Source organism: Bacteroides sp. BFG-637 (assembly GCF_024793605.1).
GTDB lineage: Bacteria > Bacteroidota > Bacteroidia > Bacteroidales > Bacteroidaceae > Bacteroides > Bacteroides vicugnae.
In genome coordinates this window covers 3974096-3995068 of the sequence record NZ_JANUPD010000002.1, presented here as the reverse complement: position 1 = coordinate 3995068, position 20973 = coordinate 3974096, and the positions used below count along the sequence as shown (strand labels likewise).

Genomic DNA, 20973 nt, shown 5'->3' with positions numbered 1-20973 from the left:
TAAGATTATATACAATTCCGGAAGAATTCGCGCATTTCACGACGTCCCAGAAACAAGTGGTTTTCTACCGTCCTACGGCTAAGATTCAGTTCATTGGCGATTTCCGGGGAGGTTTTGTTTTCAAAACGGTTTAATGTATAAATTAACCGACGTTGTTCGGGCATGGCAGCCAGGCGTGTCCGCTCCATTGTCATCAAATCATCACCGATAACTTTTTCTTCAGTTTCATTGGTAGAGGTGGACATAGTATCATAGATGTAGCTGTCTATCTCCTGTTTCTTATAATAACGACGGATATAGTCGGTTACTATATTGCGGGCAATGGTGAACAGGAAATACTTCACTGTGTCCGGACGGAGCATTTGTTTGTAGTCCAGCAGACGTACAAATACATCTTGGGTTAAATCCTCCGCTTCGTAGCGATGAGTGATACGATAAGTAATATAGGTAAGAATCACCTGATAATATTCCTCGTATGAACGGGTAATGATGTTGTCGGAAGTGTTAATCGTTGTCTCCATAATACTATCTTTTTCGGTTTTGATCACGATGCAAATATAGGGGGGATTCCGGATATAACAGCCGGAAAATAAGGCGGATCAATCTCAACGAATCTAGATAGACTTATTTCAAACTAAAAATATAGTTATCAACAACTTACACTTAACAAAAATAGAGTATCACTTTATAAAATGAGACTCCATACAGTAAAATCGACGCCTTTTTGCTCAACTTTTACTCAATTGCTTTCATCTCCTTCACCCATTCCAATCTTACTATTGTCTCTCTACTGTCTTATTGACTCATCAAAGCTGTTAATGAAGCACAAACATTAAGAGATAAGTTTCATTTCATTAAAGATAAACTTGCTGTGAACTTATAGTAAAGTGACTTTTGATTATGGATAAACTATAAATGCAAGTTGCATTTATAAAATTGCAAGCTTTGTTTTTATAAATGCAACTTGCGTTTATAAAAACAAAGCTTGCGTTTATAGATTACTCTCTATGAAAAGTAACTTTGCAATAGAAGCAAAAGAAGTTTGTAAAGGGAAAAGAACAACTTTTCTATTAACAGATTAGGAAAGATATTACTCTTCTTTGGCAGTTCCGCCTATACTACGGATATATTCATTCGGAGTGACTCCCGTACTCTTTTTGAATGACCGGAAGAAAGAAGCACGCGAACTAAAACCGCAAAGCTCTGCCAATGCAGTCAGTGTATAGCGGGAATAGTGGCTATCCGCTACCATTTTCTTGAATTGAGTGACACGATATTCATTGATAAAGTCGTAATAAGACTGATTGAGATACTGGTTCAAAAGATACGATAATGAATGAGAAGAAGTATCCAACGCAGAAGCCAAGTCACCCATTTTCAAATCGGGATGAATATAAGGCTTTTCTTTTTCCACATAAGCTACCAATTTCTTATGGAAGCTCCTTACATTCTTCTTCAGTCAACCGGTTGGTCTTATATTTCTCTTCGGCAGGAGTAGAATGTTGTTCAGAAGTTACTTCCAATTGTTCCTCCAGTTGCTCTTTCTGCTGTACCTCCTTTACTGATGCCGAAATTGCAGGAGCAGGAGAAGCAAGTAAACGCCTCAAACGTTTCCACACATAATATCTGACAAGCGCCGCAGTTCCCATCATTAGCAGAACTGAAAGTGCCCATCCCCACCAAGGTATTATGGGGCGTACTGTCAGTTGATAAGTAGCTTCCGACTGCTCATTACCCGGAAGCCGCACACGGAAAGTATATGTCCCGGAAGCAAGTCCATAATAAGAAACTTCGTTTTGCGCAGCCAATAATTTCCAGTCCTTGTCCACTCCCTCCAGTCGATACTCATACAATAAGGCAGACGGCAGACCGTAAGCAAAATCCGTGAAACAGAAAGTCAGATTATTCTGGTTATATTTTAAAGAAGGATCAGTGAAAGGAACCCCATTAGCCAGTATATCTGTAAACACAATCGGGCGATTCTTACCACGCACTTCGTCCACACGTTTCGGATCTACATAAATCAATCCTTTGGTGTTGCCAAACCACAAGATTCCTTTTTCATCTTTATAGGCGGCTCCATTCGTAAACGTAGGACCCGGCACTCCGTCATTGAAAGTGAAAGCGTCATACTCCTCTCCTTCTTCCTTTATACGCAGCAATCCGTCATTGCAAGCCACCCACAGCCAGCCTTGGTTATCCTCTATCACGGACATGAGCGAATTGTCCGGAAGTGTGGAGAATACAGAACGATTCCGGAAGCGGTCCATCGTTAAAGTGGATGTAAACAAGCTCCCTTTTTCACGAATAAAATAAAGGTTGTGTTCGGCATCTTCGTAGATAGTACGCACTTTATCCTGATGCACAAATCCTTCCGGAAACACATTGGAACGTAAATTCCGGGAAGCCGGATCATAAATACACATACCGGTTTCCGTAGCAATCCATCCTTTGCCGGTGGAGTCAAAACTCACCTCATAAACGTTACCTTCCGGCAGTTGGGAGTTGGCACTAGTGAAATGCTTAATCTGCTTCGCCTGTCCGTTATAACAGAACAGGCCTTGTGAAGTACCTATCCAAAGATTTCCTTTTTCATCCGGTTTCACACAAAAAATATGCCCTTTCTGAAATAGTTCTGTATCGCCTTGGGCAAAGTATTTCAGAGACAAGGTCTCCGGATTCAGCACCATCATACCTCCGCCATAGGTGCCGATATAGTATTCGCCTTCATAAAAAGAGATGGTCAAGATCAAATCGGAAGTCAGGACGGGTTTCACAAAACTTTTCACGACGCCGGTAGTCTCATTGATATAAAACAAACCGTCACGTGATCCAATCACCTTTTCATGCCCCCGGTTCACAAAAGAACGGATGGAAAGGTTTGCCGAGTTAAATAATGGAGGATAAGCGTAAGTCCGGAAAAGACCATTCTGGTAAAGTGAGTAATCCAGACCGGCCTGAAAATGTCCCACCCAAACAGCACCTCTTTCATCTACGAGCAGCGAGTAAACGGAATTACTGCGAATCCCCTCTTTATTATTGACATCATGATAAAAACGGCGTGTCACCTGTTGGGCTTTATGCGAAAGGAAATGGACGCCATTACCGTCTGTTGCTATATATACGGTTTCTTTTCCATCACTGGAGATATCGGAAATGACATCACAGCCCAAAGATACCACATGGGAGAAGGTCTTCTTTTTTATGTCGAAACGGACGACCCCTTGACTCATCGTACCCAGATAGAGTGTTTCGCCAATCCGGGTCAGGCAACGGAAGTAATCGGCTTCGGGCACGTTCTCATGGAAATGCCAAGAGTCTATTTTACCATCTTTCAGTGAATAAGAGAACAGGCCTTGCACTGTAGCCAGCCACAACGCACTTTTATCTTCGTTCAGGCAAATATCCATGATTCTGTTACAGGCGGCCAGCATATTACGGTCTGTCAATACCTGGAGCAACTGACCGTCTTTTTGAATGAACAGACCTTTCTCTGTACCAATATAAAGGATGTTGCCATCTGCCAGCAACGTATTGACAGCGAAGTCTATCTTTTCGGGAACGATTCTCTCCAACTGGTTGTTTACACGATTCAACCGCCAGAGTCCTACACCATTTCCTATCCAAAGTTGATTATTGGCTGTTTCCGTGATACTGTTTACCCGTTTCTTTCTGCCGGACTCCATTCCACGAAACTCAAAATGCCGTACTTTCACACCATCAAAACGGTCGAGGCAGTTATCTGTTCCCAACCAGACAAAACCCTCCGAATCTTTATAAATGGCATTCACCAACAATCCGGAAAGGCCGTCGGACATAACGACATTACGAAACGTGTAATTCTGGGCTTGCAGATTTACACCACAAACCAAATATATTAATAAAAAAATCAGATATTTAATTGTGCTTTTCACCTACAATGGGCTTTTTCATATTAAACATGTGACAAACTTACATAAAAATCTCCAAAAGAGAGTACTTCTAATAAAAAAAGTCATCCCTCCGCATTTGCTATACGCGTATAGACAAATACGAAGGGACGATTATATTTACTCAATGTAGCCTGAATAAATTATCAATCAATCATTTTCTCCACAAAGCAACCTTACAGGCCCTAATAATCCCGCTTCCAGTAACGGATCATTCTTTGTATAATATTTCCACGGGGCAAACAGGATTCTCTGCCTGTCCGTATCCTTCTCCTGATTTACATACCAGGAGGGGAATCGCCGGATACGGCCATATTCATCATATTCATACTTCTCCGGCAAATATTCATCGCCAATCAAACGATTGGGATACAGATTGATAACCTCTATTTTCAATTGGTTTTCTCCTGCCTTCAGCCGTTCGGTTATGTCTATCCGATAAGGAGCTTTCCAAACTAAAACCGGAACTGCTCCATTCACGCTGACTTGTGCTATGTTTTCCACACGTCCCAAATCAAGCAGTATTCGTTCAGGGGACTCTTTCCGGACTGTTTTTTTCCATTCTTCCGCAGTTAAAACAAACGTTTTCAGATAAGTTGCCTTTCCGGAGAAATGCTTCACATTAAAATCTGAATGTTTGTGAAGAGATTCCAAAACCGGTAGAATAATCCCGGCAGGTGCCTTACTCCATGCAGGAAATTGTACTTTCCAAGCTCCGTCCAATGTCCGCAGTACCTGATTGCCGGCAGGAATCACCGGTTCCGGCGGCCCCGCCGCGACCTCTGCTTTCACTCTTTCTCCGGACCATGCCGCGGACGCATAAACCGTCTTTGTCTGATCCCCCTCAAAGCTGCCCACATACTGTTCTTCCGCCATTGGCACATCATAGGCCGGAGAACAGATATATGCCGACTTCTTCCCTACGGCGGCAATTCTCCCGTTCAGATAAAGCGTGGGAACACCATCGTCGTACACTACAGCCACATGCGTCCATCCTTCTATCGGTGTGTTGCACTCTAATACGACTTGATTGGCAGAAGCACGTTCATATACCCGCACCGTATTTTGCCCCATGGCAAGTCCGACCGTCGCATGGCCTTTCCCTAACCTTTCCTCTCCTTTATCAGGGAAAATAAGAAAGCCACGTCCACCGGCAGCAAATGTTTCCGGTTTTGCCCATAAAGAAATAGTAAAAGTATTATATATGGGAGAATCAAGAGAGGCAACCGGAACAATCTCTTTAAAACCGGCAGTTTCCCTTTTGACATTTTTATGTGTTTTCGTATAGTCGGAAGCTCTCTCCGTCTCCTTTTCAGAAGGACGGAATACGATAAAGACAGAACCACTTTCAGCAAGGGATAAAGTAACTTTCGTCATTCCATTTTCTTCTTTATAAGAAACGGGAATATCCGTTTCACCTGTTTCCGCATCCCAAAGAGAGGGTTTCATATTACGAATACGGAAAGTGGCAGTCAACATTTCCGGACGGCGGCGATGATTACTGATGAAATAAACTTCCTCTTCCCCCACAGTGCGGTGTATAAAATGGATTTGCGCATCCTTGTTTTCGGAAACAAAAGAGAAATCGGGATGAATCTGTTCCGCATTCAAAACCTTCTGCAAATCTTTCGTATAATAAACAGTCCCGTCATACAAAGCCGATGATGCTTTTGACCATAACTCATCCGCCAAAGCCTTTACTTCCATATCCTTATTGGCATCCATCCCCATGTATCCTTCCGGCTTTTCTCCGGAAAGTACGATGGTAGCTCCTTGTTGAAGCAGTCTTTTTACTTGTTTCAGCAATTCCGGGGAACATTGTTTCATAGGTGTCAAAACCAATATCCGGTAATTCATGCCATGGGGCAATGTCAACCGACCGTCTTCCACAGTGATGCGTTCTAGTATATTCTTACTGCCAATATCCCATCGATAACCATAAGGAGTGGCAGGTTCGGTAAAATCATAATCAGCAATACCGGACGAAATCCCTTCATCTTTAATATACAGTATATCGGCGGCATACAATCCTTGCTGCAAAATAGATGCGCAACGGGCATTGTAGATATTCAGCCCGATTGCCTGTTCGGCCCAAACCGAATTACGATTGAGATGGGTTCCGAAAGGCCCCATTGTCATAAAGGTTCCGGGTGTACCGCCTACATAGGGTTGATGCGCAAACACATGATAGACGAAGCGGTTAACTCCGGTAGTCATCATATAATCTCCTTCGGCTTTCATCGCATACGGATGCTCCGTCAGCTTGCTGTTGAAAGGAGTACCGGTGAAACATTCCGCGCCCACAATCGGACGATTCCATAGATGTGCAGTACTAGCCGCCATTTTTGAAGTGGTTACTCCGCCATATATATAATGTATCCAGAATTCACTCATCGGATAATCCAAATGTTCGGCATATTCAAGGCTTTCAAAGTTGCCGTCACCATAAGGTTCGGCAGCAAATTTCAGCCCGTGACGAGCAGCACGTTCCTTGAAGTGTGCCAGAAAGTTCTCATTAAACATATCTGTCTGTGTACGGCGCATATCATAGAGAAAACGTTCGGTAGCCTCAACGCTTTTCACTACCCGACCGGTCATGGCAAGCAGCCAGGGAGTCACATCATATCCTTTACGCTGACGAAAAAAAACAGGTAAAGAGGAAGTCCAGTTCTGTTTTCCGGCTTCCCAACTATCCATCATCAACGCAGTCAATGTCTTTCCACACCACGGTTTCAATTTATCCAACAGCGGATCCAGAAAAAGATCGAAATGCCGGTCTAATGCCTCCTTACTGAATTTATCACAATCAAGCCCGCGCCCACTGTCCGGGCAAGCCGCCACTTCTTCGCCTGTAGTGGTGGAGCCCAACCGGACTATAGTCCAACGGGAAACGACTTGTCTCTTTCCTTTTTCACTCATTGTCCGAGGGGCTTTCCATTTTATATTCCCATCATTGTCCATGAAAGAAGTAATATCAATCACTTGTTCCGGGTCTATCATTTGTCCGCCGGGCACCCGTTGAGAAGAAAAGCCCGGAGCCACCGGATCTTTCACATAATTTGTTTTAGCAGGCCAGTTTATGATGCGTTCTGATGCGTGTAAATTCACTTCACTCAAGTTTGTGCTACGATTCGTCGTTAAACGGAAATAGCGTCCCTTAACCGGAGCGAAACTTGCCGTCCCCGGAGTGTCCATTGCCCGCAAAGCCGGACTATTCAGGTTGGCAACTTTCTGATAGTTCACTCCATCTTCCGAAACTTCCAATGTCAATACAGGAGCATAATCACGCGGTCCGTCATGCGGGTCAAGCGGCTTCTCCCGATCTCCGCGGCGAACGGTTATCGCTCTTGCCTCAAAGGGTTCCGACAATTCAAAAGTCAAGCTGTTCTTTTGTTTATCCAAGTGGATTTGCGTATTCAAGTCATTGTCTGCGAGCAATGACTTATCCACTTCCTGATTATTCAGAGACACTTTCTTTACGAGGTTTTGAAACAGAGCGGTTTCCGACTCCAGGGCTGGATATGCGAGTACAAAAGCATCTTTATAGTATCCTTGTTTTGCATACGGACGTGGGATTCGAGTACTAATCCATCCTTTTTTATCCGGCGTTGCCAATGTTTCCGTCCATTCAAGCTGTTGCATCGAATATTCCGGAGTTATCCACGGTCCACCCGTCCCACTATATCCGGGGGAATTCTGCAAATACAGTTCCATTCCTAATCGTTCCGCTTCTTTGACTGCATGAATTGTCATTTCTTCCCACTGCGGAGAAGCATAATCTACTGCTCCACGAGGAATGCCCACACCTGTATTGAACATCATGGCAGCGCCGTAAGCATTCCGCTTCATATATTCTAAATCGGCAGTCAGTCCTTCTTTGGTTATATGACCATTCATCCACATCCAGTACGTGCTAGGACGTGCCTGCATGGGGGGATTCATAAAATCATCTTTCTTCAGAACATCAAGGTTCTTATTCACTTGTGCATTCATGCAAAAGCAAACCGCCGCAAATAGCAATAATAAAAATCGTCTCTTCATATTCATTCTAACTTTATAAACAAATACGAAAGAGTGCTTCCGTTTACTCAACAATAAATGACTCAACACCTATTTTGTTTAGATAAATAGCATCATATCGAGGCTAATTTGAAAGAAACTCTTCCAAAACAGAATTGAACTCTTCCGGGCGTTCCATATTCATCATATGTCCGCAATCCTCAATCACTTTCAGCTTTCCATTAGGCAGATAATTCAAAATTTGAGGTTCCTTTGAGAACCGATTGTCAGACGAGTGACCTTCAACAATCAAAGCTGGTACGGCAGGGTGACTCTTCTTCAATTTTTCAATAGCATCCAGTCCCGCTACTACCCGTACTTCTTTGTGTAGCGGTTGCCATGCATCCCATTCGTCAATCATTTGCCACAGAGGCGCACGCATCCGTTCGCGTTGGGTTCCTCCGGATTTCATCAGTCCTTCAAACCACTCCTTCTTCATCACCTCCACTCCTTTCTCTTTCAGGGCAGCTATTTCTTCATCACGTACCTTTGCTTCTTCTTTAGTCATCGGCTCACTGGGCCCTTTCGATTTCCGAATATTTCCACTGGCTAGAAAAGCCGATAACATCCGGTCTGGGAAATACGCCAACATATCAGCAGTAATAAACCCACCCAAAGAAAGCCCGACAATATGTGCTTTTGGAAGATGTAAAGAGTCCATTAAAGTAACCAAATCTTCAGCATGTGTAAATTGATAATCTTCGGTTTGGGAAGAAGAAAGACCATATCCTCTTAAATCATAGCGAATGACATGATACTTTTTCGCAAACACAGAAAACTGTTCGTCCCACATACGATGGTCGAGCGAATGGCCGTGCACAAAGATTACCGGCTCACCCTGACCGGCTTCTTCATAGTATAGAGAGCCGTTTCTTACATTCATACGTCCTTGTTTGACAACCGACGAATTACCTTTCAGTATCTCTGAAACAGTCCGTGAAATGACGGGACTACCGAAGAAAGAAGAGAAACCGTCTTCTTTAACGGAAGAACCTGTTACATGAGAAATGAAGAATCCGTAAACTTTATCATGTTTATTTATCCACGGATAAGCGCCGGCCCATCCCGGTGAGCTAATCTGGCAGGCTTCGCCTGTCTTTTTATCTATTAATTCACGCCATTCTCCCAATCCGTAGATTCCATTGTGAGATTGTCCCAATCCTTTCGCTACATAATTATCTGAAGGGATTATGGCATCTTTCACTTGATCGGCCTGCATCTCTTTTACTGTTTCTGCTGATATAATCTGCTTGCCATTGTATATTCCATCGTGATAAATCATGGATAGGAAATGAAGATAATCATTCAAGGTAGTACACAATCCGCCCCCTAACATGGGAGCATGTCCGCCGTCCGTATTGATTGGGGTAAAATGAGAGTTCTTCATTTCCAAAGGGTGTGCCAGCAGTTCTTGGAAAAGAGTTTCAAACTCCTTTCCCATCGCCACTTCCGCCATTCTTCCGGCAATTTGCATGGCAAGTCCGCCATATTCAAAACGAGTGCCGGGGGTAAAGACTGTATCTAAAGGGAGAATCTCTGTAACTGCCGAATCCAAATGATTATAATTATCTATACGGGGTTCGGGAAGATACGGACGTACTCCCGATGTATGGGATAATAATTGCCGCAGAAGAATCTTACCTTTGGCATCACCTTTAAATTCCGGTAACCATTTCTCTACCGGATCATCCCATTCCAAATCTGTACGGTCTACCACCGCAGCGACGACGGCAGCCGCTACCCATTTCCCGGCAGAAGCAACATATACTTTTGTATCGGGTGTATAGTCCCGATAGTTTTTCTGAAAAATGACGGTATCATTCTTCACTACACAAACGGATGCACCGAGATAATATCCTTTGTCTACCCATCCTTGGATAACAGAATCCAAAGATGAGAAGTCATACTGCTTTCCTTGACCGGATGATATTTGGCAAGAACCGGTCAAAAAGAAGATACTTACAAAAGCGGCAATTAATAAACGATTCTTCATATCGTTGTTTTACTATCTATTTTCTGTTTTCAATATTTCCTGTTTTAGCAGGTGCTATTTTGATTATAGCGAGTACTATTCTGATTGCAAATCCCAATATACGACATAGCGCTGGTGATGCAAATCATATAGCGGACGAATCACATCTCCTTGTTCTGTCGTAAACTTCAAATCACTTCCTACCCGCTGCAAAGCACGTTCGGGATGCTTCTTATCCAGTTTCAAAGAAGTGCGCAGATGGGCAGGGACACGAAAATCATAGGTATAATAATCATTGTAAAGAGCAGGATTAGAGAAAGGAGCAGGCGCCTGCATACCCTCTGTTCCCCGTTCTCCCGCCAATACTAGCGGACCATATAACAGAGCTGCCTTGTCTGGATTATCCGGAGTAGATTCCAGTTTGATTTGCATCGGATAAGTAGCCGAAATTTGATCGCCATCTTTCCATTCACGGGTAATGGCGATATAAGAGCCCGGTTTCTGCTTTACAGATACTTTCTTACCGTTCACCAGCACTTTCACATCTTTGCTCCATGAAGGATAACGCAGATAAACAGTGGTGCGAACGGGATTCTCTGCCCGGAAAGTGAACCGCGTTGTTTCTTCCTGTGGAAACTCCGTTTCTTGACGGATGGTCAGTCCCTTCTCTTTCCAGATTACCTGTGAGGGGATAAACAGATTTACATATATTCCTTGATTGTTGTGATAATAGATGGCTTCTCCAAACTTTGCGTGATTCTCAAATCCACTGCCTACGCAACACCAAAAAGAGTTCTCTTTTGTGCTATATAGTTTATGAGAACCGGAAAGCAAAGGCAGGAAATAAGCCACCATACCCGTTTCGGGATCTTGTTGTCCCAAGATATGATTGTACAATGCCTTTTCATAATAATCTGCAATAGATGAATCGCCCGTCCAGCAGAAAAGATGGCGGCTAAGTTTGAGCATATTATAGGTACAACAGGTTTCTCCGGTATAACCGGTCAGATGTTGGGATAACTTATTCGGGTCAAAGTAGTGTTCTTTATCACTGCTGCATCCCGGGGCGAAAGTATGATGGTCAATCATGGTATGCCAGAAAAATTCCGAAAGTTTCCGGCTTGTCTCGTTGCGGGTTAATTCGTAGTTGCGGGCTTCGGCTATCACTTTCGGGATAAATGTATTGGTATGCTTCGTTCCCAAGTCATCACGAAGTTCTTTCAACGGGTCGATTACGTCATTGTGGTAGAAATATTCCGCCAGCCAACGATAACGTTCATCTCCCGTGATTGAGTACAAATTGTAGAATGACTCATTGATACCGCCAAATTCATTGCGGATCATAAGCTTACGTGTTTCTTCACTAAGAGGTTTCAGCTTATTGTATGCCCAGTCACCCATTCGGGTGGCGATAGTCAATGCTTTCTTGTTATCCGCATACAGGTATTGGTCTATCAGCCCGGAAAAAAGTTTATGCAGCGTATACCAAGGAGCCCATACGCTTTTTCCCTGGATGTTCCGGTTTATCAATTCTTCAGGCCAAGCACTCAAATATCCGTTTTTTAATGCATTCTGCACTTCTTCCAATCCATTGACCAAGCTATCACCTTTCAGCTTGAATATCTCACTACCGGTAGCTGCGTACATCAAACCAAGTGCCGAAAGCATATGTCCGGTAGTATGTCCGCGAAGTTCGCAATCCAAAGATTCCCAACCACCGAGTTTTTTCACTGTCATATAACCGCCCTCACGTCCGGCAAATACACCGGCATTGGTACGGAAGCTATGCAGCAGGCGATTCACATCTATTGAAGTCATCCAGGCAGAATCCCGAAGCATATTATCACGGAAACGACTTGGCAACAAGCGGACGTCTTTCAAATCAAAACTTTCTGCTTGAAGGGGAGCCACTGTTTCCTTTTTCAACTTTCCCTGATGTTGACCGGGATATACAGATTGAGCTGACGCTATACCCGATACTGTCAATGAACCAAACAAGATTGCCGTAACTAAAATTTTCTTATTCATACTATTTCTATCTTTTACCTATAAGATACGAACAAGGTGCCTCAAACACTCAAAGCTACAAAATTATTTAATTAAGCTACAATTCTTTAATTTAAAGCCCACTTTCTTATAAAATTCATCTGAAACGTCCTATCTTTATTCCCCAAATCAAAGAAAGGAGCTACATGGATTTACGTACGGCAAATGTCACAAGATATATTCTTCCTCTGCGTGAGGGAGGTTCATTGCCTGCTTTGGCCGAAGCTGACGATGAATTTAAGTATGTAGTCAAATTCAGAGGGGCAGGACACGGAACAAAAGCGCTGATTGCCGAACTGATTGGTGGGGAGATAGCCCGTGCACTGGGTTTCAGAGTTCCCGAAATAGTTTTTCTGAATCTGGACGAGGCCTTCGGGCGGACGGAAGCGGACGAAGAGATACAGGATTTACTTCAATGGAGTCGCGGACTGAATATGGGATTGCATTTCCTTTCCGGTTCACTGACTTTTGATCCGATAGTACATCAAGTAGATGGGAAAACGGCTTCGCAAGTGGTATGGCTGGATGCCTTGCTGACTAACGTAGACCGTACCATTAAAAATACCAATATGCTGATGTGGCACAAAGAACTATGGTTGATTGATCATGGGGCTTCTCTTTATTTCCACCATTCCTGGACTAACTGGCAAAAACAGGCACTGGTTCCTTTTGTACAGATAAAAGACCATGTATTATTGCCGTTTGCCGATAAACTGGAAGAAGTAGATATCGAATTCAGACAGATATTAACTTCTGATAAAATCCGTGAGATAGTCAATGCTATTCCCGACGACTGGTTGAACTGGACGGAAGGTACAGAAACTCCACAGGATTTGAGAGAGATTTATATTCAATTCTTAGAAGAAAGGATTAAGCATTCCGAAACATTTGTAAATGAAGCGCAAAATGCAAGAAAGGCACTTATATGAATACGCAGTCATCCGTTTCGTTCCTAAAGTAGAACGGGAGGAGTTTATCAATATGGGGATTGTATTGTTTTCCAAACAAGCCAAATACCTGAAATCCCTCTATACGATAGATGAGAACAAACTAAAACTGTTTTCTTCCGAACTGGATATTAATTGCCTGAAAGAAGGGTTACAGGTCTTTGACAAGATATGCATGGGAAATAAAGAGGGAGGAGCTATAGCCAATATGGATATTCCTGACAGATTTCGTTGGCTGACCGCAGTAAAAAGTTCCTGCATACAGGTGTCCCGCCCGCATCCGGGATTTTCTACAGATTTAGATAAGACTTTGGAAAGATTGTTCAAGGAATTAGTACTCTGATTCCTTGAACAATCTCTTTGTCAGACTAACGGGCGGTAATATAAAAGCTCTGCTCCACTGCTTCAGCAGTCTGCACTTTAGGTTCCCCGCTACGTCCATATTGCCAGGCTACCACTGTCACCTTTACCGGAAATTTTGCACGCGGAGGAATTTTAGTCAATACCAGTTTATCCCCCTTTATTTCTGCCGGCCCTTCTTTTACATAATAGTAAACCGGAAGACCGGAGTCAGCAGTTCCTTTCAAAGTTATTTCTTTCACTGAAGCCTTTACATCGGATAGTTTCGGAAAAATAATACGTTGGGGTATTCCTTCCTTATTCCGGTAAGGAATACGAATCTCTACCTGCTGAACGGCACTCCGGTAGCTATGATCCTGTCTTGCGGAAGCCATCAGACAGATACTTCCTGTGCGTTTAGGATTATCCAATCCCATCCGATAGAAACGTACAGTAAAAGTTGTATCATTCACCACTTCCACCGGACCGCAGATTCTCGACATTCGAATGGGACGTGTACTGTGTTTTTGAGAATATTCGTTCCTTAACGTATCTGTGTACACAGCTTTCAAATGGAAAGTAACTCCGTCCGCCTCGGGTTGAAAAGAAGGAGACATACGTACATGGGATTTCGGATTGAAAGTAATCAGTTTTCCTTTTTGCTCAAAGCCGATGTACTGCTCTGTCTTTCCACGCTCATTGGCGTAATATTTTTCTGTGGCATCTGCCATTTCTTTATCAAAATACCAAAACGCATGGGTCTTGTCTCCTTTATACTTATCATAGGAAGCGGCTTCGGCTGTAGGCTTTTCATTCTTTCGCCAGCGGTCTGCCAGCCATCCATTCTTTGCTTCTACCGGAATTAACAGAACCGGAGTATTCGATGGAGAATGGTTTGGCAACCGGTATTGCACTGCCTTTTTCAGAAAGAGAGAAAGATAATCAATCAATTCATCGGATATATCGAAATGTCCATGTCCTGCATCTGCAAGGAATGAAAGGGGAGCATTCGGATATTCACGGCGATAATCGAAGGAAGTTATCAATCGGTCTTCCCACCATTCGTCCTCCCCCATTACCATTAATGAAGGAATACCTTCAATCGTATGGTTTCCCCAATCCAAATTTGCACTTCCGTAGCCTGTCAAATGAGTTCTGGGAGAATCACCGTGAATAGAAAGTACGGCCAATGTACGTTCGGGATTCCAAGCGGCAAAGTTCCACGGATAAGTAGCCATTGCCGAGTGTCCGATAGGGATGACCGGGGCAAACTCCAGTTCTGTATACCCGCTTATTTCAGACAGATTCTTCATCATTGTTTCAAAGATTTGCTGGGTATCTTTTGTCACGTCCCAGCGCTGGTCTATTCCGGGAGTTATCCATATCTCTGCAATCCCAAGTTTTGCCATATTTTCCCGGAATCCGGAATGTTCGAAAATTGTCTCTTCGGTCATATTATGTTGCCCGACGATGACGGCACGGACTTGTTTGCAGTTTTCCGGTATCCACAGATAAGCAGACGGGTGGGCGTTTGTTTCTTCTGAAATCAGCTCTTTTATTTCTACTGACCACTGCCAGGGAGCTGCTGTAACTCGGGTAGTCTGCATGAACAGAGATAACAAAACAACAAGAAAATATTTATTCATAATGCTTCTTTTTATTGATTTAACTTCCTATACTACGAATATGGAAAACAAAATACTCAAAAAACAACTATATATATGAAAGATTAAATGCAAAGACAGGGCTATCCGTGAAAATGGTAGCAAAAGCCGTAATTTATATAAAAACAGTTTACCTTTTACAAACTAACTTTGCATACAGGAGATAAAGATAATAAAAACATTAGAATACGATTTTAATTTAATAGGATTAATTATGGACAAAGTAAAATTGAACAATGGCATTGAAATGCCTATTTTAGGTTATGGTGTCTATCAGGTTACGCCTGAAGAGTGTGAACATTGCGTGTTGGATGCAATCAGTGCAGGTTATCGTTCCATTGATACGGCACAAGCCTATCATAATGAGGAGGGTGTAGGAAATGCAATCAGTAAATGTGGCATTCCGCGTGAGGAACTGTTCATCACTACAAAAGTATGGATTTCAAATGCCGGTTACGAAAAGGCCAAAACTTCTATCGAAGAATCACTGTGTAAATTAAAAAGTGATTACATCGACCTGTTACTTATCCATCAGCCATTCGGTGATTATTACGGAACCTACCGGGCTATGGAAGAAGCATACAAAGCCGGTAAAGTTCGTGCTATCGGTGTCAGCAACTTCTATCCCGACCGCTTTGTTGACTTGGCGGAATTCTGCGAAATCACTCCTGCCGTCAACCAAGTGGAGACACATGTTTTCAACCAACAGATAAAGTTACAGGAAGTCATGAAGGAATATGGCACTAAAATTATGTCATGGGGGCCGTTTGCCGAAGGACGGAACGACTTCTTTACCAACCCGACTCTTCAGGAAATCGGTAAAGAATATGGCAAATCAGTGGCACAGGTCGCACTACGTTATCTGATTCAACGCGATATTATCGTGATTCCTAAATCGACTCATAAAGAACGTATGATTGAGAATTTCAATGTTTTCGATTTTTCTTTAACACCGGATGCTATGGCGGCTATCGCTGCGCTTGATACAGCTAAGACACTTTTCTTCTCTCATAATGACCCGGAGATGGTGAAGTGGTTGATTAATTATAGTAAATAAGGAAATGAAATCCCCTTTACTCCTTTTGCTACTTTCATTACATGAAAGACAAGGTTAAAGGGGATGTTCTCATTAATTGCGCTCATTATAAAATACTACGAATCAGCTATTGAAAATAAACTATCATTCATTTCCGTACGGTTTTCACCACAGAGGACACGGAGGACACAGAGTTTTCAGAGTTCTAATTCAGAGATTATTATAACCTCTGTGTCCTCCGTGTCCTCTGTGGTGAAATAGTTCATTTATATACTGTTTTACTCTAATTCAACTACTGATTTACATAAAAAACAATTTATTTTTCCAATAGAGTGAAATGCAATGCAGCCCCGCCACTTGCTTTTAGCTTCAAAACAAGTTTATCTCCGGCTTTTATCTTCTTATGAGTAGTGCGTACTTTCGTTCGTGTATTCAGCTTGTCATCATCTTCATAGAGATGAAGCATATACTTCTTTCCCGGTTCCAGAAAATCCGTAGTCAATGTAATTGTGCGGGCTTCCGTATTTGTCATTGCTCCTACAAACCAGTCATTCCCCGAACGACGTGCCTGAATGATATATTCACCAATTTCTCCATCTAACGCACGGCTGTCATCCCATACACTCGGAATGGCTTTCCAAAATTCCAGTTCTTCTTCTCCTTGGTAGAATTCCGGTCTGTCATACCAAAACATAAATTGCAAAGGACTGTAATACACTGCTGCCATAGCCAACTGATGTGCTTTCGTATTCTTCACCCGGTTATTGAAATAACAAAGCGTATAATCTCCTGCACCTGCCAGATAGCGGGTGAAAGGAAGAGTCGTATTGTGTGTGGCATCCGGCATTTCTTCATTACCACGAATACCCTCCTGCGTCATCAGGTTAGGATAAGTACGACTGAATCCTGTCGGACGATATTCGTCATGAATATCTACCATCAGACCGTATTCTCCACATTTACGGACTGCATCATGCAGCCAAGTACTCCAACGCTGATTACCAATCTGTACAAAACCGAACTTGATACCTTTCAATCCCCATTTCTTATACAAAGGCAACAGGGTATCCAACTGCTGCACTAATGCACGCTGATTGACATACACCATAAGTCCGATTCCTTTCGATCCGGCATATTTACATAAAGCAGGTATATCAAGGTCTTTATCAGGAGAAACAGTAGTAGCATCCGAACTCATTTTCATTTCCGGTCCGTACCAGCCGGCATCCATATGCACATACTGAATGCCGCGCTCTGCTGCAAAGTCGATGGCAGCTTTTACTCTTTCCTGTTTCAGGTCTCCCGAACGGAATACTTTTCCCGGTCTAATCCAAGAAGTATCAGCCAGTTTGCAAGCCGGATTCAGATTCAAGACAATATCATTATTATTAATTAAATCGACCGGACGTTCGCCAACCATGATTACACGCCACGGAGTACTGTAAGGAGAAATAATATCGACGCTACTATACAGACTTGTCTCCAAAGTGGAAGGTTTCTCTGCCGATAAACGGAATTTACCACGGGCATAATCCACCATTTCCGTTTCCAGCAGAGCTACGGATAATCCGTCAGGCAGTATCAAAGTCAAAGGACGCTCACTCTCCTCTTTGCCCCATCCTTCCAACGGACGAAGTACGCAAGGTCCTTGTGCCCAACGCTCGTAATATGCCATCGTTCCTTCAGGCATTGTGAAGCTGGTCTGCTCACCGATGATATGCAAGAAAAGTCCGTTTGTCGTTTCCGGAAAATGATAGCGGAAAGCAACTCCTTCATTATAGGCACGAACGATAATGTTCATAAAGTAATTCTTACGCTTATCATAGCCACCGTCTCGGTTGCCATCCCCTTCTCCCTTCTTGAATTTCAAAGTCATCTCATTGTAGCAGTCACGTACTTCCGCACGTTCGCCATATACAGGCTTCCATGTTGCATCCGCCTTTCGTTGTTCAGTCCCTGTCAATTTCAGATTTTCACACCAAAAATGACAAGTATCGTTCGGAACGCCCAACGCCGACTCAAACAGTTGATTCTCAATCAGAACTCCTAATTTACTTTCTTCAATCACCGGACGGTTCTTATAAGTCAAGGTATAATACATTTGTGCATTATCCTCTCCCACCGCACGCTGATAGAAGGTAAAGCGGTAAGCTCCATCAGGAGACATCAGTTCCTGGCGGGTTTCTGTCATCACATCTTGCGCTTTTACCAATGCCGGTATCACCAACAACAAAAGCAAAATTCTTTTCTTCATTCTTCTATTTACGTTCATGTTTATTCATCTTTCCTATTATATACGAACGAGAAAGATATTATACTCAATATCAAATATACGATAAAAAATAAAATATTATTTTTAGTTCTATTATTTAATAGTATCTTTGTTTAGATTGTAAGCAGAACAAGATATGAAAGTAGAAGAACCCATAGGTGAATATTATTCCCAGTCATATATCAAAAATATAAGACGTAAAATTATTAAGTCCATCAGAGAAGAAGAAAATGTTGATGTACTAAAACAGTATATGCAGCTTCAAAAAGAAAAAGGGGGACAGATTAATCTTTCCAGAAAGAAAAGGAGAGAATTGTTCGATAGCCAATCCTTAATAGGAAGTATTGATTCTGAAATTCCTTGGGAAGAGATGAGAGATAATATTTTAAAAGAAAAATATAACCTAGAATGAGAGTCTTTTTAGATACCAATATATTAATGGAATCCATAACCAACCGTTCACATTCCGCTGAAATCTCCCGCATATACAATCTATATAAAACTAGAGTTGTCGACTGCTATATTTCTCAAGGTTCTTTCATATACAATTACATATCTTGTGGAGGCATACTTAAAGAAAACAAATTCTTTATCCAAAGAGCAACGTTTAGATAAGCTACGTAATATACTTAATAACATATTATTAATGTCGGATATTTGCGACATTTCAAATGAAGAATTAAACAAAGGCATATGGGATGCTAATTTTACAGATATAGAAGATAGTTATCAATATCAAAATGCAATAGCCGAACAATGTGAATACCTAATAACTCTGAATAAAAAAGACTTCTATACCAACAATGACCAAATAGAGATTGTAACTCCCGAAGAATTTATAAGAAAAATATCATCTGAACTTTGATATTATTCCATCTGCTCTCTATATAAAGTCGGTGTTATTCCTGTCACCCTTTTAAAGATGCGGTTAAAATGTACAGGTGATTCAAATCCGCAAGTAGCACTGATTTGAGATATATTCATCATACTACTATTCAATAGTTTACAAGCATATCCGATACGCATATCAAGTACATACTCTTTGAATGTCTTTCCTGTGTTTTCTTTAAAGTATCGGCAGAAAGCAGCAGGGTTCATCGCTGTGTAAGAAGCAATTTCATCCAGACCGATAGACTCGGTATAATGTTTATTCAAATAAGCAATCACCTTTTCCATTCTTTCATTACGCATGATGGAAGGAGATGGGGTATAATGGGAAGTAGTCAGATATTTCCTGTGATTATTGGTAGCCATCATCTGTAAAAGTGAAAGCAACAGGATGATTTGCTCCGCTCCCCTGGCAGAAGGTATCTGTTTTAATAGCTTGATAATTTTCCCTGAGTGGACAACAGTGAATTTAATCCCCCTGCAAGCATCTTCCAATAAATTCCTGATAGGAATAAACTGGGAGTATTGAGAAATAGAATAATGCATAAAATCTTTCTCAAACTGAATATTCACTCCTTTTACTTTCAGTTTGGATTTTTCTCCATTATCGGATTCTTCTCCGTCATCCGGTGGGCTTTGCATACTATGAGGCAGCTCGGAACCGAAAAGAATCAAATCACCTTTTGAATAAGAGATAATGCTGTCACCCACCAGGCAATCCCCCTCTCCCTTCTCTACATAGATAATTTCATACTCATTATGAAAATGCCACGGATACGTAAAACGCGGATATTCATAAAAGCGGGCACGGACGGGATTGGAAGTCGTAATAGTCAACTTCTCATTCATTATCTTCTTCATAAATCTCCTTTCTAAACTACCTTTGCAAAGATAGGTAAATATCTTGCAAAAATACGCATCATAGCATGTATAAAAACCCGCTATTTTTGCATCAATTCATAAAAACATTTGATAGAAACCATGAACGAATTATTTAGTATTGCCGGTAAAGTTGCTGTTATTACCGGAGCAGGTGGTGTACTGGGTGGAAATATTGCCCAACACTTTGTACAGCAGGGAGCAAAAGTAGTCGCTATTGACATTCGTCAGGAGCAACTAGACAACCGTGTGGCTGAACTTAAGCAATACGGTGACGATGTAATCGGTATCATCGGTAATGTACTTGACATCGCCAGCTTGGAGAAAGTAGCCGAAGAAATCGTAGCCAAATGGGGACAGATCGATATTCTATTGAACATTGCCGGTGGCAATATGCCGGGAGCTACTCTTGAACCGGATCAGCACTTTTATGATATGGATATCTCTTGCTGGGAAAAAGTGACTAATCTGAATATGAACGGGACAGTCTACCCATCTATGATATTCGGTAAAGTAATGGCAAAACAAGGCAAAGGATGTATCATTAATGTATCCTCAATGGCAGCATACAGTGCTATCACCCGTGTACCGGGATATTCGGCTGCAAAAACTGCCGTAGCCAATTTCACTCAATGGCTGGCAAGTGAAATGGCACTGAAATACGGTGATGGTATCCGTGTAAACGCTATTGCACCGGGCTTCTTTATCGGCGACCAAAACCGTCGTGTGCTCATCAACCCGGACGGTTCACTGACAGATAGAAGCAAGAAAGTATTGGCTAAAACTCCTATGAAACGTTTTGGTGATATTAAAGAATTGAATGGCGCCGTGCATTTCTTGTGTAGTGAAGCCGCTAGCTTCGTAACCGGAGCCATGCTACCTATCGATGGTGGTTTCAGTGCATTCAGCGGAGTATAAATAATCGCTCCTTAATAAAGAAAA

At 42.2% G+C, this 20973-nt stretch carries 13 protein-coding genes and 1 pseudogene; 6 read left to right on the top strand and 8 right to left on the bottom strand.

Annotated features, from left to right (window positions below):
• Positions 1-5: 5 nt before the first annotated feature.
• The 5 genes and pseudogenes from NXX38_RS15365 to NXX38_RS15345 all read right to left on the bottom strand — a co-directional run bounded on the left by NXX38_RS15365 (position 6) and on the right by NXX38_RS15345 (position 11988).
• Positions 6-521, bottom strand: a complete 516-nt coding sequence (locus tag NXX38_RS15365) for a sigma-70 family RNA polymerase sigma factor (RefSeq protein WP_258980064.1) — start codon at positions 519-521, stop codon at positions 6-8.
• Positions 522-1090: 569 nt separating this feature from the next.
• Positions 1091-3914: pseudogene (locus NXX38_RS15360) on the bottom strand (two-component regulator propeller domain-containing protein).
• Between the two features lie 165 nt (positions 3915-4079).
• Positions 4080-7970: a glycosyl hydrolase gene (locus tag NXX38_RS15355; RefSeq protein WP_258980062.1), complete on the bottom strand. Its 3891-nt coding sequence runs from the start codon at positions 7968-7970 to the stop codon at positions 4080-4082.
• Between the two features lie 103 nt (positions 7971-8073).
• Positions 8074-9981, bottom strand: a complete 1908-nt coding sequence (locus NXX38_RS15350; protein WP_258980061.1) for a class A beta-lactamase-related serine hydrolase — start codon at positions 9979-9981, stop codon at positions 8074-8076.
• 75 nt (positions 9982-10056) lie between these two features.
• A complete protein-coding gene (locus tag NXX38_RS15345) occupies positions 10057-11988 on the bottom strand; it encodes a glycoside hydrolase family 127 protein (RefSeq protein ID WP_258980060.1) in 1932 nt (643 codons plus the stop codon).
• Between the two features lie 164 nt (positions 11989-12152).
• Here NXX38_RS15345 and NXX38_RS15340 point away from each other — a divergent pair, with 164 nt between their 5' ends.
• Both NXX38_RS15340 and NXX38_RS15335 read left to right on the top strand, forming a co-directional pair.
• Positions 12153-12935, top strand: coding sequence for a HipA family kinase (locus NXX38_RS15340; protein ID WP_195358738.1), 783 nt, complete (start codon positions 12153-12155; stop codon positions 12933-12935).
• The gene (locus tag NXX38_RS15335; protein WP_004297000.1) at positions 12913-13296 is read left to right on the top strand and encodes a DUF3037 domain-containing protein; all 384 of its coding nucleotides are present in this window, start codon (positions 12913-12915) and stop codon (positions 13294-13296) included. The genes NXX38_RS15340 and NXX38_RS15335 overlap by 23 nt, the downstream gene beginning before the upstream one ends.
• Before the next feature lie 25 nt (positions 13297-13321).
• Here NXX38_RS15335 and NXX38_RS15330 read toward each other — a convergent pair whose 3' ends face one another.
• The gene (locus NXX38_RS15330; protein ID WP_258980059.1) at positions 13322-14938 is read right to left on the bottom strand and encodes an alpha/beta fold hydrolase; all 1617 of its coding nucleotides are present in this window, start codon (positions 14936-14938) and stop codon (positions 13322-13324) included.
• 232 nt (positions 14939-15170) lie between these two features.
• Here NXX38_RS15330 and NXX38_RS15325 point away from each other — a divergent pair, with 232 nt between their 5' ends.
• Positions 15171-16013, top strand: coding sequence for an aldo/keto reductase (locus tag NXX38_RS15325; RefSeq protein ID WP_258980058.1), 843 nt, complete (start codon positions 15171-15173; stop codon positions 16011-16013).
• 295 nt (positions 16014-16308) lie between these two features.
• Here the strand turns inward: NXX38_RS15325 and NXX38_RS15320 are convergent, their stop codons facing one another.
• The gene (locus tag NXX38_RS15320) at positions 16309-18264 is read right to left on the bottom strand and encodes a glycoside hydrolase family 97 protein (RefSeq protein WP_258980057.1); all 1956 of its coding nucleotides are present in this window, start codon (positions 18262-18264) and stop codon (positions 16309-16311) included.
• A 136-nt stretch (positions 18265-18400) separates the two neighbouring features.
• Between NXX38_RS15320 and NXX38_RS15315 the strand changes: the two genes are divergently transcribed.
• Together NXX38_RS15315 and NXX38_RS15310 are read left to right on the top strand one after the other, a co-directional pair.
• On the top strand, positions 18401-18676 hold the full coding sequence (locus tag NXX38_RS15315; protein ID WP_195649002.1) for a hypothetical protein: 276 nt from the start codon (positions 18401-18403) through the stop codon (positions 18674-18676).
• A 147-nt stretch (positions 18677-18823) separates the two neighbouring features.
• A complete protein-coding gene (locus NXX38_RS15310; protein WP_234132031.1) occupies positions 18824-19129 on the top strand; it encodes a hypothetical protein in 306 nt (101 codons plus the stop codon).
• A gap of 2 nt (positions 19130-19131) precedes the next feature.
• On the opposite strand, the gene NXX38_RS15305 is transcribed toward NXX38_RS15310, so the two are convergent.
• Positions 19132-20013 (bottom strand): AraC family transcriptional regulator, encoded by an 882-nt coding sequence (locus tag NXX38_RS15305; protein WP_258980054.1) that lies wholly within the window; start codon positions 20011-20013, stop codon positions 19132-19134.
• A 120-nt stretch (positions 20014-20133) separates the two neighbouring features.
• On the opposite strand from NXX38_RS15305, the gene NXX38_RS15300 reads away from it, so the two are divergent.
• Positions 20134-20949 (top strand): SDR family oxidoreductase, encoded by an 816-nt coding sequence (locus NXX38_RS15300; protein ID WP_117935118.1) that lies wholly within the window; start codon positions 20134-20136, stop codon positions 20947-20949.
• Positions 20950-20973 lie beyond the last annotated feature (24 nt).

Coding starts and splice junctions, on each gene's coding strand:
- NXX38_RS15365 (WP_258980064.1), bottom strand. CDS start 521: ATGGAGACAACGATTAACACTTCCGACAACATCATTACCCGTTCATAC.
- NXX38_RS15355 (WP_258980062.1), bottom strand. CDS start 7,970: ATGAAGAGACGATTTTTATTATTGCTATTTGCGGCGGTTTGCTTTTGC.
- NXX38_RS15350 (WP_258980061.1), bottom strand. CDS start 9,981: ATGAAGAATCGTTTATTAATTGCCGCTTTTGTAAGTATCTTCTTTTTG.
- NXX38_RS15345 (WP_258980060.1), bottom strand. CDS start 11,988: ATGAATAAGAAAATTTTAGTTACGGCAATCTTGTTTGGTTCATTGACA.
- NXX38_RS15340 (WP_195358738.1), top strand. CDS start 12,153: ATGGATTTACGTACGGCAAATGTCACAAGATATATTCTTCCTCTGCGT.
- NXX38_RS15335 (WP_004297000.1), top strand. CDS start 12,913: ATGCAAGAAAGGCACTTATATGAATACGCAGTCATCCGTTTCGTTCCT.
- NXX38_RS15330 (WP_258980059.1), bottom strand. CDS start 14,938: ATGAATAAATATTTTCTTGTTGTTTTGTTATCTCTGTTCATGCAGACT.
- NXX38_RS15325 (WP_258980058.1), top strand. CDS start 15,171: ATGGACAAAGTAAAATTGAACAATGGCATTGAAATGCCTATTTTAGGT.
- NXX38_RS15320 (WP_258980057.1), bottom strand. CDS start 18,264: ATGAACGTAAATAGAAGAATGAAGAAAAGAATTTTGCTTTTGTTGTTG.
- NXX38_RS15315 (WP_195649002.1), top strand. CDS start 18,401: ATGAAAGTAGAAGAACCCATAGGTGAATATTATTCCCAGTCATATATC.
- NXX38_RS15305 (WP_258980054.1), bottom strand. CDS start 20,013: ATGAAGAAGATAATGAATGAGAAGTTGACTATTACGACTTCCAATCCC.
- NXX38_RS15300 (WP_117935118.1), top strand. CDS start 20,134: ATGAACGAATTATTTAGTATTGCCGGTAAAGTTGCTGTTATTACCGGA.